Here is a 12,733-nt window from a genome sequence, read left to right on the forward strand (position 1 = left end):
TCCCGGCCCCCGGGCCTCAGTAGCTGCGGATCAGACCAACGAGGCGGCCCTGCACCTTTACCTGATCATCACGCAGAATCCGGGTCTCATAGGCGGGGTTGGCGGCCTCGAGCGCGATCATGCCGTTCTTGCGGCGAAACCGCTTCAGCGTCGCTTCAAAGCCTTCGACAAGGGCAACCACGATATCGCCGTTTTCTGCGGTGGTCTGTTCGCGGATCACCACGATGTCGCCATCGTTGATCCCCGCTTCAATCATCGAATCACCCTTGACCTCCAGCGCATAGTGCTGGCCGCGCCCCGACAACATGGTTTCGGGCACCGTGATGTGGTGCGAAATCTCGGAAATCGCCTCGATCGGCACCCCGGCAGCGATCCGCCCCATCACCGGCAGCTCCGTCACCCCCGCCGCCACCGGCATGGCACCGCGCGGCGGGTCGGCCCGGTCCCCGGCAATCAGCCGCGGGTTGAAGCCGACACGCTCCATTGCCTCTGGCAGCTTGATGATTTCGATGGCCCTGGCGCGGTGGGCAAGGCGGCGGATGAAGCCACGCTCCTCCAGCGCCGTGATGAGCCGGTGAATGCCCGACTTCGAGCGCAGATCGAGCGCATCCTTCATTTCGTCGAACGAAGGCGGAACCCCGTCGCGCTGCGTGCGTTTTTGAATGAAATCCAGCAATTCCAGTTGCTTGCGCGTCAGCATGGACACCCCTCCACGAGCCTGTTCAAACTATGTTCTAGCCGTGTTCCCGTTTCGTGTCAACGCCTCGGCTCAGAGCGGCAGGTATTCGACAACCTCCCCCGCTGCGCGCGGGCCATCGCCCGGAGGCCGGATCAGCAAGGCACCAGCGGCGGTCAGCAGCCGCTGCAGCGCCGAATCCTGCTCCGAAAACGGCGCAATCATTGGCAGATCGGGCCCCGACTCAAGACGCGCGCGCATGTAATGTGTGCGCTCTCCGTTGGCCGCAACGTCGTTGCCAAGGCGGGCGCGCAGCGGCGCGTGCGCGCCCGGCAAGCCCTGCATCGCCGCCAGCAGCGGCAGCAGAAACAGCCGTGCCGCCACGAAGGCCGATACCGGGTTGCCGGGCAGGCCGAGCATCACCGCCTTGCCCATGCGCCCCGCCATCAGCGGCTTGCCGGGGCGCATTGCCACCTTCCAGAAGGCGCGCTCCATGCCAAGGTCGGCGGCAACCCTGCCGACCAGATCGTGGTCGCCCACCGAAGCGCCGCCCGAGCTGACGATCAGGTCTGCCCCCGCGGCGAGCGCGAAGGCCTGCCGCAGCGCCGCCTCGTCGTCGCGCGCGATCGGCAGCATGCGGGCCTCGGCCCCGGCCGCCTCGGCCATCGCGGCAAGCGTGAATGAGTTGGAGCAGATGATCTGGCCGGGGCCGGGGTCTTCGCCCGGCATCACCAACTCGTCGCCGGTGGCGATTACCGCGACCACCGGCCTGCGCGCAACGGTGACCTCTGGCAGGTTCATTGCGGCAAGCAGGCCGAGGTGTCGCGGTTGCAGCAGCAGCGGCGCGGAAAGCGCTTGCCCCTCGGCAAAGTCCTGTCCGCGCAGGCGGATATGGCGGCGGCTGTCGATCCTGGCGGGCAGGGTGATGCGGTCGCCCGCGCGCGCTACATCCTCCTGCATCACCACCACCTCCGCCCCCGCAGGCACCGGCGCGCCGGTGAAAATGCGCACCGCTTCGCCCGGCTGCAAGCTGGCGGCAAAGCCATGCCCCGCACCTGCCTCGCCCACCACGCGAAGCATGGCACCCGCAACATGGTCGGCAGCCGCGAGCGCATAGCCATCCATCGCCGCGGCATCGAAAGGCGGCTGCGTCAGCCGCGCCAGCGCGGGGGCGGCAAGCACCCTGCCAAGCGCCGCGCGCAGCGGCACGACCTCGCTGCCGACCGGCCCCGCCAAAGCCAGAACCCGGCGCAGTGCCTCGTCAACCGAAATCATCATCTCGCCTCGTAACGCCCTGATTTACCGCCATCTTTCAGAATAACGCGGATGCCGTCAATGCGCATGGCGCGGTCCACCGCCTTGAGCATGTCATAGACGGTGAGCGCCGCCACGCCAACCGCAGTCAGCGCCTCCATCTCGACCCCGGTCTTGCCGTCGGTTTCCACGGTTGCGGTGATCCGCACCCCCGGCAACGCCGGATCCGGTTCAAGCTCCAGCGCCACATGGGTGAGCGGCAGCGGGTGGCAGAGCGGAATGAGGTCGGCGGTGCGCTTGGCCGCCATGATACCGGCAAGCCGTGCCACGCCCAGCACGTCGCCCTTTTTCGCGCTTCCCGCCTGCACCAGCAGCAGCGTCTCCGCCAGCATCAGCACGGTGCCCTCGGCCACCGCAACCCTGTGGGTTGGAGATTTGGATGAAACATCAACCATATGCGCGTCGCCCTTCGGGTCAAAATGGGTCAGGCTCATGGCTCCCCCAGAATTGCGCGTGTGGCGGCGGCGACATCAGCCTGGCGCATCAGGCTTTCGCCGATCAGAAACCGTCGGGCACCCGATGCGGCCATGTCGGCTAGGTCGGCGGCGCTGAAAAGACCGCTTTCGCAAACCAGATCGCGCCCGGCAGGAAGCAGCGGCGCAAGTTCGCGCGTCACATCAAGAGAAACGGCGAAGGTCTTGAGATTGCGGTTATTTATTCCGATCAGCCGCGAGCCGAGCCGAAGCGCGCGATCAAGCTCGGCGCGGTCATGCACCTCGATCAGCACATCCATACCCCAGGCCAGGGCAGCCGCCTCCAGTTCGGCGGCCTGCGTGTCGCTGACCGCCGCCATGATGATCAGCACGGCATCCGCGCCCCAGGCACGGGCCTCGGCCACCTGATAGGGGTCGTAGAGAAAATCCTTGCGCAGTACCGGCAGCGTGCAGGCAGCGCGGGCGGCGGCAAGGAATTCGGGCGCACCTTGAAAGCTCGGGCCATCGGTCAGCACCGAAAGGCAGGCGGCACCACCGGCCTGATAGGCGCGGGCAAGCGCGGGCGGGTCGAAATCGCTGCGGATCACGCCTTTCGAGGGGCTGGCCTTCTTGATCTCGGCGATCAGTGCGTAGCCGGTCGTGGCCCTGGCGGTCAGCGCCGCGGCAAAGCCCCGCACAGGCGGGGCCGCCCGCGCGGCCGCCTCGATGGCGGCAAGCGGGCGCGCCTGTTTCGCCGCAGCAATCTCGACCAGCTTGTAGGCCTTGATCCGGTCGAGAATATCCATGCTCAGCCCGCCACTGCCTTCAGCGCTGCAAGTTTGGCTGCCGCCGCGCCGGAATCGATGCTCTCGATCGCGCGGGCCACGCCTTCGCGCAGGTCCGCGGCCTTTTCCGCCACGATCAGCGCGGCGGCGGCGTTGAGCAGCACGGCATCGCGGTAAGCGCCTTTGACCCCCGCAAGCAAGGCGCGAAAAGCAGCGGCGTTTTCGGCGGGCTCGCCGCCGATGATCGTCTCGAAGGCATGCACCGGCAGCCCGGCTTCCTCGGGGTGCAGTTCGAACTCGCGCACCGCGCCGCCTTCGAGGGCCGCCACATAGGAAACCCCGGCAATGGAAAGCTCGTCGGTGCCGTCGCCGCCATGTACCAGCCAGGCGCGATCAGACCCGAGCGCGCCGAGAACCTCGGCCATCGGGCGGATCCAGGTGCGCGAAAATGCTCCGGTCAACTGCCGCTTCACCCCGGCGGGGTTGGTGAGAGGGCCGAGCAGGTTGAAGATGGTGCGGGTGCCAAGCTCGCTGCGCGTCGGCATGACGTGGCGGATTGCGGGGTGGTGCATCGGCGCCATCATGAAGGCAATGCCTGCTTCGGCCAGCGCTTTTTCGGCGATCTCGGCACCTTGCATGACGTTGATCCCGAGCGCGGTCAGCGCATCCGCCGCACCCGATTTTGACGAGAGGTTGCGGTTGCCGTGCTTGGCAACCACCACCCCCGCGCCCGCCACCACGAAGGCGGTGGCGGTGGAGATGTTGAGCGTGCCCTTGCCATCACCGCCGGTGCCGACAATGTCCATCGCCCCCAGCGGCGCGCGCACGGCGTTGCACTTGGCGCGCATGACCCGGGCGGCGGCGGCGATTTCCTCGACCGTCTCGCCGCGCACCCTCAGCGCCATCAGAAACCCGCCCATCTGGCTTGGCGTCGCCGCACCTTCAAAAAGCGCGGTGAAGGCGGCCTCGGCTTCGGGCCGGGTCAGCGGGCGCTCGGCGGCGATGCCGATCAGCGGGCGAATATCGCTCATGCGGCTGCCTTTGCGGAAATTCCGGCGCTGGCGAGGAAGTTGCGGATCAGCGCGTGACCGTGTTCGGAGGCGATGCTTTCGGGATGGAACTGCACCCCCTCGATCAGCCGCTCGCGGTGGCGCAGGCCCATGATGGTGCCATCTTCAAGCCATGCCGTGACCTCAAGGCAGGCGGGCAGGGTGGCACGTTCGACAATCAGGCTGTGGTAGCGGGTGGCGAGGAAGGGCGAAGGCAGGCCTTTGAATACTCCGGCACCGGCGTGGTGAATGGTGCCCATCTTGCCATGCACGATCTCGCCCGCCCGCACCACATGGCCGCCAAAGGCTTCGCCGATCGCCTGATGGCCAAGGCAGACGCCCAACAGCGGGGTTCCGGTTTCGGCGGCGGCAAGGGTCAGCGGCAGGCAGATGCCAGCCTGCGCCGGGTCGCAGGGGCCGGGAGAAAGCACGATCGCCTCGGCACCCATTGCCATTGCCTGCTGCACATCCAGCGCGTCATTGCGGCGCACCACGACATCTGCACCCAATTCACCGAAATAGTGCACAAGGTTGTAGGTAAAGCTGTCGTAGTTATCGATCAGAAGCAGCATGGCGGCGGAAATCCCCAAGGCGGGCCGGATTCAGGGTGAACCGGGTTTTGCGTCGGGCTATAGATGGGCAGAGCCGCGCGGCATGGTCAAGGCCCCGTGCGGCGGGCAAGAGGTTGGCGAGGGCAGATATGGGGCGCGGCGTTCTTTCCGGACTGGTGATGGGGGCGGTGTTTTCCGCGATGGCGCTTGCCGTGACATCGCTGATGTTGCCCTTGCCGCAGCGCCCCGAAGCGCCCGCGCCGGTGGTGGCGCGGCCCGAGCCGGTGCTGCCCGCGCCCGTGGTGGCGGTGCCCGAGGCAACGGCACCCGCGCCGCTGGCGATTGCACCAGTGGCCGATGCGACTGCAAGCGCGCCTTCCGGGGCTTCGGAAGCGGCACCTGCGGCGATTGCGCCGTCGCCCGATGCACCTGCCGAGGCGGTCACCAGCGGGTCAGAAGCTGCGGCCCCGGCAATCGACCTTGCCACAGCCGCGCCGATGGCGGAGCCAGCCCCGGCGGCACCCGCCACGGTTCCGGGGCGGGCAGCCCCGCCCGCGATCATCGAGGTTCCCGCCGGGTCCGAGTTTGCACGCGCGCCGGGCGATGCTCTGGCATTGCGACCCGGTGCCGATGCGGCCCCGGCGCAGCCGAACCTTCCCGCAGCCCCGCTTGCCACCGTCGAGGCCGCGCCCGCTGTGGCAGGCACCGATCCTGCCGCGCGCCCCGCGGCACCAAGCGGCCCCGTGGCACCCGGTGCGCCGGTGGCCGATCTTGCATCCCCGGCGCTGCCGCAGGCGGAGCAGCCCTTGCCGGTGCCACCGCCCGGAGAAGCCTTTGCGCCGGTGCTTTCAGCCGCCGCCCTGTCTGATCTGCCGGCCAGCCCCGATGTGCTGGCGGCACCTGCGGCCGCCGCTTCGCCACTTGCCGCGCCGGTGGCGGATGCCGCGCCTGACGCCGCCGCCGCGGCTGACAAACCTGCTGCTGCATCGCCGCCGCAGGCCGCAGCACTTCCGGACATCATTCTGGTGCCCGACACGGTACCCTCCAGCCCGGCAGCTGCGGCGCTGCCGCAACCGGGCTTCGCCACAGCCGCCGCGCCCGGCTTTGCCAATGCGCCGGGCGTCGCGGTGAACCGGTTGCCATCAATCGGCAGCGCCCCGGCCCCGGTCAACCCGACACCTCCCGCCGAAGCGCTGCGGCCGATCGTGGCCTATGGCACCGACTATACCGCCACTGGCGGCCCGATGCTGGCGCTGGTGTTTCTCGATCCCGGTGCCGGGGCGGATATTGCCGCGCTGCAGGCGCTGGGGCTGCCGCTGACCATTGCGCTTGACCCGATGCGCGCCGGTGCGCGCGATGCCGCTGCCGCTTACCGCGCTGCGGGCTTCGAAGTGGCAATCCTTGCCCAGCCACTGCCCACGGGGGCCACGCCAACCGATCTGGAGGTGGCACTGGCGGATTGGCGGCGGGTGCTGCCCGAGGCGGTGGCGGTGGTCGAGCCACCCGAACCGGTTGTTCAGGGCAACCGCAGCCTCGCCCAGCAACTCGTTGCGGTGCTGGCGCGCGATGGGCTGGGGCTGGCCACGCAATCGGGAAAAGGGCTCAACGCCGCCGAGCAACTGGCGGCGGCCGCGGGGGTGCCGCAGGCCGCTATCTGGCGCGTGCTCGATACCGAGACCGACAAGGCCCCCGCCATTCGCCGCTATCTTGACCGCGCGGCCTTTGAGGCGGCGCGCGGTAAGGGGGTTGCGGTGATGTTGCGCGCCTGGCCCGAAACGCTTGCCGGGTTGGCCGAATGGCACGCGGGCCGTGAGGGCGGGCCGGAACTCGCCCCGCTTTCGGCACTGGCTCTGGCAGGCGGGCCGCTTTAGCCCTGCCTCGGTTCAACCGTTGCCGCGCCGCACGAACAGCCCGGCATCTTCGGCGGCCTTGCGGAGCGCGCGGCTTTTGTTGACCGATTCCTGCCATTCCGCCTCGGGGTCGCTGTCATAGACAACGCCGCCCCCGGCCTGGGTGTAAAGCTGGCCGCCTTTCAGCACGGCGGTGCGCAGTGCAATGCACATGTCCATTTCGCCATTGGCGGCAAAATAGCCGACGCCGCCGCCATAGACGCCGCGCTTTTCAGGCTCCAGCTCGTCGATGATCTGCATCGCCCGCACTTTGGGTGCCCCTGACACGGTGCCCGCAGGCAGTCCCGCAAGCAACGCCGACAGCGCATCTTCGCCCGCCGCAAGTTCGCCCACCACATTCGAGACGATATGCATGACGTGGCTGTAGCGCTCGATGATGAATTTCTCGGTCGGGTGCACGGTGCCGACGCGCGCCACCCGGCCCACATCATTGCGCCCGAGGTCGAGCAGCATCAGGTGTTCGGCCCGCTCCTTCGGGTCGGCGAGAAGCTCGGCCTCGAAGGCGCGGTCTTCCTCGGGCGTTGCACCGCGTGGCCGGGTGCCCGCGATCGGGCGAATGGTGACCTCGCCCGCGCGCAGGCGCACGAGGATCTCGGGGCTTGCCCCGATGATCTGGAAACCACCGAAGTTGAGGAAGAACATGAAGGGCGAAGGGTTGGTGCGCCGCAGGCTGCGATAGAGCGCGAAAGGCGGCAGGCGGAATTCCTGCACCCAGCGCTGCGACGGCACGACCTGGAAAATGTCGCCCGCGCGAATGTAATCCTTGGCCTTTTCGACGGCCTCCATATAGGCGGCCTTGGAAAAGTTCGATCGAGCCTCGCCAACCGCTTCGGCCTCGCCCAGATCGCGCGCGGCGGCGGCGGGGGCGCGGTCAAGGTCGCGCAGCGCGTCCATCACCCGCTCGGCGGCCTGCGCATAGGCGGCGCGCGCCAAAAGCCCGGTGCTCGCCCAGGCGGGCGCACAAAGGATCACCTCGCCCTTCACCCCGTCCAGCACGGCAACCACCGAAGGCCGCATCAGCACCGCATCGGGTACGCCGAGCGGGTCGGGGTTCACATCGGGCAGATGTTCGACCAGCCGGATCATGTCGTAGCCGAGATAGCCGAAAAGCCCGGCGGCACCGGCGGGCAGCGTTTCGGGCATTTCGATGCGGCTTTCCGCGATCAAGGCGCGCAGGCTTTCGAACGGATGCCCCGGCAGGTCTTCAAACCGCTCGTCAAAACGCGCCTGCCGGTTGATCCGCGCTGCCCGGCCGCGACATTCCCAGATCAGGTCCGGCTTCATGCCCACCATCGAATAGCGCCCGCGCACCTCGCCGCCGGTGACGCTTTCCAGCATGAAGCTGTTCGTCGCGGCGTCGGCAAGCTTGAGCATCAGCGATACCGGTGTATCGAGATCGGCGGCAAGGCGGGCATAGACCAGTTGGTTTTTCCCGGCATTCCAGCCCGCCTCGAAGGCCTCGAAGGATGGATTGAGCGCGACCACAGTTTCCCCCGCCTAGCGCATTTGCGCCTGCACCGCGGCAATCGCGGCGGCATCAATGCGCAACCCGGCCTCGACAAGCGCCGCGCGCCCGTAAAGGTCAACCAGATCGCGCGCCAGCGATTGGGTGATCTGGGTGGCAAGCGCCACGCGCGCGGTTTGGGTTGCCGGATCGTCGGCGGCGGGCTTGTGCACCGCGTCGAGCACCAGCACCAGCACCCGACCCTCGGCATCGATAACCCGCGCCTCGCCCGCCTTCATTGCAAAGGCGGCGGCGGTAATGTCGGCGGGAACATCTTCCAGAAAGCCGCCACGCGGCAGCGCCCCGATGGAGGTGGTGACCAGCCCCTGCGCACTGAGCGGCACCCCGGTGCCGACTGCGCGCACAGCGTTTTCGGCGCGGGCCAGCAGGCCCGCATGGATTTCCGCCAACTCCCATGCGGCGCGCACCGCATCGGCGACCTCGTCAAACGAAATCAGTTCGGGCGGGTTAATGGCCGTAAGCTGAAACGCGAAGATGCTGCCATCCTCAAGGATTGCAAGCTCGGGAAAATCTTCGGGCTTGGCCGAGGCGGCGGCGTTGCGGAAACCTTCGTAATCCGCGATGCCCTCGCGGATATCGGCGGAAAAGCGGATCGTGCCCGCCTGCATCGGGGTTTCCCTGACCATGTCCTCAAGCGTGGCTCCGCCCGCAAGCAGGTCGGCATAGATTTCGGCGCGCGTTGCAATCAGCCTCCGGGCGGCCTCCATCGAGGCTTCGGCGGCGAGCAGAACCTTCGCCTCTTCAAACGGGATTTCTTCAGCGCCTAGCACCGCGTTTACCGCATAAAGCGCCGGGCCAAAATCCGATGGCAGCGGGCCAAGAAGTGCCGGGACCGTCGCGGCAAAGACCGCGTCGCCCGCAGCGCCGAGGTCTTCTATGGCCACATCACCCAGATCGACATCGGCGCGCGCCAGCCCGCGCTCGGCAACCAGCGCCGCAAAGCTCGTCTGTCCGGCGTCAAACCGGGTCCGGGCGGCCAGCGCATCGGCCTCGCTCGGATAGACCAGCATTTCCACCAGTCTCCGTTCGGCAAAAACGTATTCGTCGATCCGCGCCTGATAAAGCGCGCGCAGGCTTGCCTCATCCGGCATTGCCTCGTCGCGCAGCATTGCCGGGGTCAGCCAGATATAGGCGATGTCGCGCGTCTCGGCGCTGGTGAAAGCCTCGGGGTGTGCGGCGTGGTAGGCGCGCAGCTCTGCCTCGGTCGGCACCGGCAGGGCCTCGGTCAGATCGTCGGCGGTCAGTTCGGCATGGCTCAGGCTGCGGGTTTCGGTCTGCCATGCGGCCAGCGTCTGGGCCAGGGTGTCGGGTGCCTTGACGCCGCCGATCACCGCGGCAAGCAGCACGGCGCGCGCCGAATCCGCGCGCAAGGCGGCCTCGAATTCGGTTTCGTTCAGCCCCTGCTGGCGCAGCGTCAGCGTGTAATTCTGCCGGTCGAACTTGCCATCGAGCCCGCGAAACGAAGCCGCGCCGAGAATTTGCCGCCGGACTTCGTCATCGCCGGCCGAAATGCCGATCCGCGCCGCCTGCTCGTCAAGGGCGGCATTGATGAACAATTGCGATTGCACCGCGCTTTCGATGCCGAAGGCCATCGCCATGTCGAGCGTGATCTGTTGCCCCACCTGTGCGGAAAAAGCGTTGATCTCGTTGCTCAGCGCGCGCGCGTAGTCGTTCACCGATACCTCGGTGTCACCGACCTTGCCGATCGAGCGGATCGAGCCGGAAAAGTTGGTAAACCCGAAGCCGCCCAGACCCAGCACCAGAAGCGCCATCAGAATCCAGACGACGGTGTTTTTGCCTTTTGAACGCAGCGGGGTCGTCATCGCTCGCACCTTTCGCGGAAAGCCGTCTGGCGGTGTTTAGGCGTTTGCCTGCGTACGGGCAAGGCTCAGATGGTCAGCGCGGAAAGCCGTGCCATCAGCCGTCCGATTCCGGCCACGTCGATATTGGCGAAGGCGATGCGCAACTCCCGTTCGCCCTCGCCTTCGGGCATGAACATCGTGCCGGGCAACACGAGTACGCCCGCCTCGCGCACCAGCGCCCGGGCGAAGGCGGGTGAGGGCAGCGGCGAGGGATGTTCGACATAGGCAAAATAGGCACCCACACCCAGCGTGCGCCAGCCGGGCAGGGCCGTCAGACCCGCCTGCATCGCCGCGCGCCGCGCGAGAATTTCGGCGCGCTCGCCCGCCACCCACCCCGCGAGGTTGCGCATGCCCCAAAGTGCCGCGATCTGGCCAAGCTGGCTGGGGCAAATCGCAACGGTGTCGAGAAACTTCTCGACCTCGGCCAGCCGCTCGGCGCTGGCCACAATCGCGCCCACCCGGTGCCCGGTCAGCCGATAGGCCTTGGAAAAGGAATAGAGGTGAATGAAGCCCTCGTCCCAGTCGGGATCGGTGAAAAGGTCGTGCGGGGCACCGTCACGGCTGTCGAAATCGCGGTAGGTCTCGTCCACGATCAGCGCGATGCCGCGTTGCCGCGCCAGTTCGCGGAAAGCGCGCAGCACTGCCGCCGGGTATTCGACCCCGCCGGGGTTGTTGGGCGAGACCAGCACGATGGCCCGCGTGGCGGGGGTGATCAGCGCCGCGGCGGCTTCGGCTTCGGGGATCAGCCCGGCCCCGGTGGCCAGCGGCACCGCCTTCACCCGCTGCATGTCAAGCCACATCTTGTGGTTGAAATACCAAGGGGTTGGAAGAATAACCTCATCTCCCGCGCCGGCCAGCGTCGCCAGCGCGGCGCAGAACGCCTGGTTGCAGCCCTGGGTGATCGCCACCTGCGCCGGGGCTATCGCGCCGCCATAGGCCGCGCTCCATTGCGCTGCCAGTTCTGCACGCAATTCCGCCATGCCGAGCACCGGCCCATAAAGATGCGCGGCAGGCAGGTGAAGCGCGGCCTCGGCAATGGCTTGCCGCAACGCCAGCGGCGGCGGCGCGACAGGGGCGGCCTGGCTGACGTTGATCAGCGGCCGGTCGGGCGCAAACTCCTCCCCATCAAGCCAGCGCCGCGCCTCCATCACCGGCGGCGCGAAGGTCGCCGCAAGCGCCGGGTTCAGCGGCTTCAAGACCATCGCGCACCTTCCTGTTCTTCTTCGCAAAAACACCCTCGGGGGTCCGGGGGCAGATAGCCCCCGGCGCTTGCCGTAGGCTCAGTCGGTGCCTCGGTAGGGCTGCACATATTGCAGCGCCATGTCCCAGGGAAAGAAGATCCAGGTATCCTGGCTGACTTCGGTAACATAGGTATCGACCAGCGGCTTGCCCTTGGGCTTGGCATAGACGGTGGCGAAATGCGCGCGCGGGTAGAGGCGGCGCACCAGTTCCAGCGTCTTGCCGGTATCGACGAGGTCATCGACGATCAAGATCCCCTCACCGTCGCGCATCAGATCGCCCTGCGGGCTTTTGGTCACCTTTGCTTCGGGTGCCTGCGCCTGATGGCTGTAGCTTTTCACCGAAATCGTATCGACCACGCGAATATCAAGCTCGCGGCTGACGATCATCGCGGGCACCAGCCCGCCTCGGGTGATGCCAACCACGGCGCGCCACACCCCGCCCTCGCCCGGACCCTTGCCATCGAGCCGCCAGGCGAGCGCGCGCGCATCGCGGTGCAACTGGTCCCAGCTGACGTGAAAGCCCTTTTCATGCGGCAGACGCTCGGTCATCTCAGGCCTCCTTGCGCCCGGTGACCACGTCGATATCGGGCGAATCGACCGCCTTCATGCCGACCACATGATAGCCCGCATCGACATGCAGCACTTCGCCGGTGGTGCCCGAACCGAGATCGGACAGAAGATAAAGCGCAGCCTTGCCCACCTCTTCCTGCGTCACATTGCGCCGCAGCGGGCTGTTCAACTCGTTCCATTTCATGATGTAGCGGAAATCGCCGATGCCCGAGGCGGCAAGGGTCTTGATCGGCCCGGCGGAAATGGCGTTGCAGCGGATACCATCCTTGCCAAGGTCTTCGGCGATGTAGCGCACGCTCGCCTCCAGCGCGGCTTTCGCCAGACCCATGACATTGTAATGCGGCATCACCCGCTCGGAGCCGTAATAGGTGAGCGTCAGCAGGCTGCCGCCCGGCCCCATCATCGCCGCCGCGCGCTGGCAGACAGCGGTGAAGGAATAGACCGAAATATCCATCGTCATCCGGAAATTGGCGGCGCTGGTATCGACATAGCGCCCGCGCAGTTCGGCCTTGTCGGAAAAGCCGATTGCATGGACGACGAAATCGACGCTGCCCCAGACCTGCTTGAGCCGCGCGAACAGCGCATCGAGCGAGCCCTCATCGGCCACGTCGCATTCCACCATCTCGGTTGCCCCGATGCTAGCTGCCAGCGGTTCGACCCGCTTTTTCAGCTGTTCGCCCTGGTACGAGAACGCAAGTTCCGCTCCCGCATCGGCGCAGGCCTTGGCGATGCCCCAGGCAATCGACTTGTCATTGGCCAGGCCCATGATCAGCCCCCGCTTGCCTGCCATCAGTTTCTTTGACATCCGAACTCCCCGCCGTTGCAACTCAGGTTTGC

At 67.2% G+C, this 12,733-nt stretch carries 12 protein-coding genes; 1 reads left to right on the forward strand and 11 read right to left on the reverse strand.

The genetic code is table 11. The annotated features are described in order from the left end of the window. Nucleotides 1–16 precede the first annotated feature (16 nt). The 6 genes from lexA to Q8J98_RS08850 form a co-directional block, all read right to left on the reverse strand. Entirely contained in the window at nucleotides 17–700 is a 684-nt protein-coding gene (gene lexA, locus Q8J98_RS08825; protein WP_305294018.1) for a transcriptional repressor LexA, read from the reverse strand. Nucleotides 701–769: 69 nt separating this feature from the next. Continuing rightward, on the reverse strand, nucleotides 770–1,951 hold the full coding sequence (gene glp / locus Q8J98_RS08830; protein WP_305294035.1) for a gephyrin-like molybdotransferase Glp: 1,182 nt from the start codon (nucleotides 1,949–1,951) through the stop codon (nucleotides 770–772). Then, nucleotides 1,951–2,424, reverse strand: a complete 474-nt coding sequence (moaC, locus tag Q8J98_RS08835) for a cyclic pyranopterin monophosphate synthase MoaC (protein ID WP_305294019.1) — start codon at nucleotides 2,422–2,424, stop codon at nucleotides 1,951–1,953. Before moaC ends, glp begins: the two co-directional genes overlap by 1 nt. Then, nucleotides 2,421–3,209, reverse strand: a complete 789-nt coding sequence (gene trpC, locus Q8J98_RS08840) for an indole-3-glycerol phosphate synthase TrpC (RefSeq protein ID WP_305294020.1) — start codon at nucleotides 3,207–3,209, stop codon at nucleotides 2,421–2,423. The genes moaC and trpC overlap by 4 nt, the downstream gene beginning before the upstream one ends. Before the next feature lie 2 nt (nucleotides 3,210–3,211). Continuing rightward, nucleotides 3,212–4,219 carry an anthranilate phosphoribosyltransferase gene (gene trpD / locus Q8J98_RS08845; protein WP_305185910.1) on the reverse strand — a complete coding sequence of 336 codons (1,008 nt, stop codon included), beginning with the start codon at nucleotides 4,217–4,219 and terminating at the stop codon, nucleotides 3,212–3,214. Next, a complete protein-coding gene (locus tag Q8J98_RS08850) occupies nucleotides 4,216–4,809 on the reverse strand; it encodes an aminodeoxychorismate/anthranilate synthase component II (RefSeq protein ID WP_305185911.1) in 594 nt (197 codons plus the stop codon). The genes trpD and Q8J98_RS08850 overlap by 4 nt, the downstream gene beginning before the upstream one ends. Nucleotides 4,810–4,937: 128 nt before the next feature. On the opposite strand from Q8J98_RS08850, the gene Q8J98_RS08855 reads away from it, so the two are divergent. Then, nucleotides 4,938–6,659 (forward strand): divergent polysaccharide deacetylase family protein, encoded by a 1,722-nt coding sequence (locus tag Q8J98_RS08855; RefSeq protein WP_305294021.1) that lies wholly within the window; start codon nucleotides 4,938–4,940, stop codon nucleotides 6,657–6,659. Nucleotides 6,660–6,671: 12 nt separating this feature from the next. Here the strand turns inward: Q8J98_RS08855 and trpE are convergent, their stop codons facing one another. From trpE to fabI, 5 genes are all read right to left on the reverse strand, one after another. Beyond that, on the reverse strand, nucleotides 6,672–8,183 hold the full coding sequence (gene trpE / locus Q8J98_RS08860) for an anthranilate synthase component I (protein WP_305294022.1): 1,512 nt from the start codon (nucleotides 8,181–8,183) through the stop codon (nucleotides 6,672–6,674). Between the two features lie 12 nt (nucleotides 8,184–8,195). Further along, nucleotides 8,196–10,046 (reverse strand): peptidylprolyl isomerase, encoded by a 1,851-nt coding sequence (locus tag Q8J98_RS08865; RefSeq protein WP_305294023.1) that lies wholly within the window; start codon nucleotides 10,044–10,046, stop codon nucleotides 8,196–8,198. Nucleotides 10,047–10,111: 65 nt separating this feature from the next. Further along, nucleotides 10,112–11,287, reverse strand: a complete 1,176-nt coding sequence (locus Q8J98_RS08870) for an aminotransferase (protein ID WP_305294024.1) — start codon at nucleotides 11,285–11,287, stop codon at nucleotides 10,112–10,114. Nucleotides 11,288–11,365: 78 nt separating this feature from the next. Further along, the gene (gene gpt / locus Q8J98_RS08875) at nucleotides 11,366–11,875 is read right to left on the reverse strand and encodes a xanthine phosphoribosyltransferase (protein WP_305185916.1); all 510 of its coding nucleotides are present in this window, start codon (nucleotides 11,873–11,875) and stop codon (nucleotides 11,366–11,368) included. A gap of 1 nt (nucleotide 11,876) precedes the next feature. Continuing rightward, entirely contained in the window at nucleotides 11,877–12,701 is an 825-nt protein-coding gene (fabI, locus tag Q8J98_RS08880; RefSeq protein ID WP_305185917.1) for an enoyl-ACP reductase FabI, read from the reverse strand. Between the last annotated feature and the right edge of the window lie 32 nt (nucleotides 12,702–12,733).

The sequence above is a fragment of the Phaeovulum sp. genome, assembly GCF_030684035.1.
GTDB lineage: Bacteria > Pseudomonadota > Alphaproteobacteria > Rhodobacterales > Rhodobacteraceae > UBA6213.

What these genes read in the sequence shown, in the direction of transcription:
- trpC (WP_305294020.1), bottom strand. Translation starts at nt 3,209, where the DNA reads ATGGATATTCTCGACCGGATCAAGGCCTACAAGCTGGTCGAGATTGCT.
- Q8J98_RS08855 (WP_305294021.1), top strand. Translation starts at nt 4,938, where the DNA reads ATGGGGCGCGGCGTTCTTTCCGGACTGGTGATGGGGGCGGTGTTTTCC.
- fabI (WP_305185917.1), bottom strand. Translation starts at nt 12,701, where the DNA reads ATGTCAAAGAAACTGATGGCAGGCAAGCGGGGGCTGATCATGGGCCTG.
- gpt (WP_305185916.1), bottom strand. Translation starts at nt 11,875, where the DNA reads ATGACCGAGCGTCTGCCGCATGAAAAGGGCTTTCACGTCAGCTGGGAC.
- moaC (WP_305294019.1), bottom strand. Translation starts at nt 2,424, where the DNA reads ATGAGCCTGACCCATTTTGACCCGAAGGGCGACGCGCATATGGTTGAT.
- trpD (WP_305185910.1), bottom strand. Translation starts at nt 4,219, where the DNA reads ATGAGCGATATTCGCCCGCTGATCGGCATCGCCGCCGAGCGCCCGCTG.
- Q8J98_RS08850 (WP_305185911.1), bottom strand. Translation starts at nt 4,809, where the DNA reads ATGCTGCTTCTGATCGATAACTACGACAGCTTTACCTACAACCTTGTG.
- glp (WP_305294035.1), bottom strand. Translation starts at nt 1,951, where the DNA reads ATGATTTCGGTTGACGAGGCACTGCGCCGGGTTCTGGCTTTGGCGGGG.
- Q8J98_RS08870 (WP_305294024.1), bottom strand. Translation starts at nt 11,287, where the DNA reads ATGGTCTTGAAGCCGCTGAACCCGGCGCTTGCGGCGACCTTCGCGCCG.
- lexA (WP_305294018.1), bottom strand. Translation starts at nt 700, where the DNA reads ATGCTGACGCGCAAGCAACTGGAATTGCTGGATTTCATTCAAAAACGC.
- Q8J98_RS08865 (WP_305294023.1), bottom strand. Translation starts at nt 10,046, where the DNA reads ATGACGACCCCGCTGCGTTCAAAAGGCAAAAACACCGTCGTCTGGATT.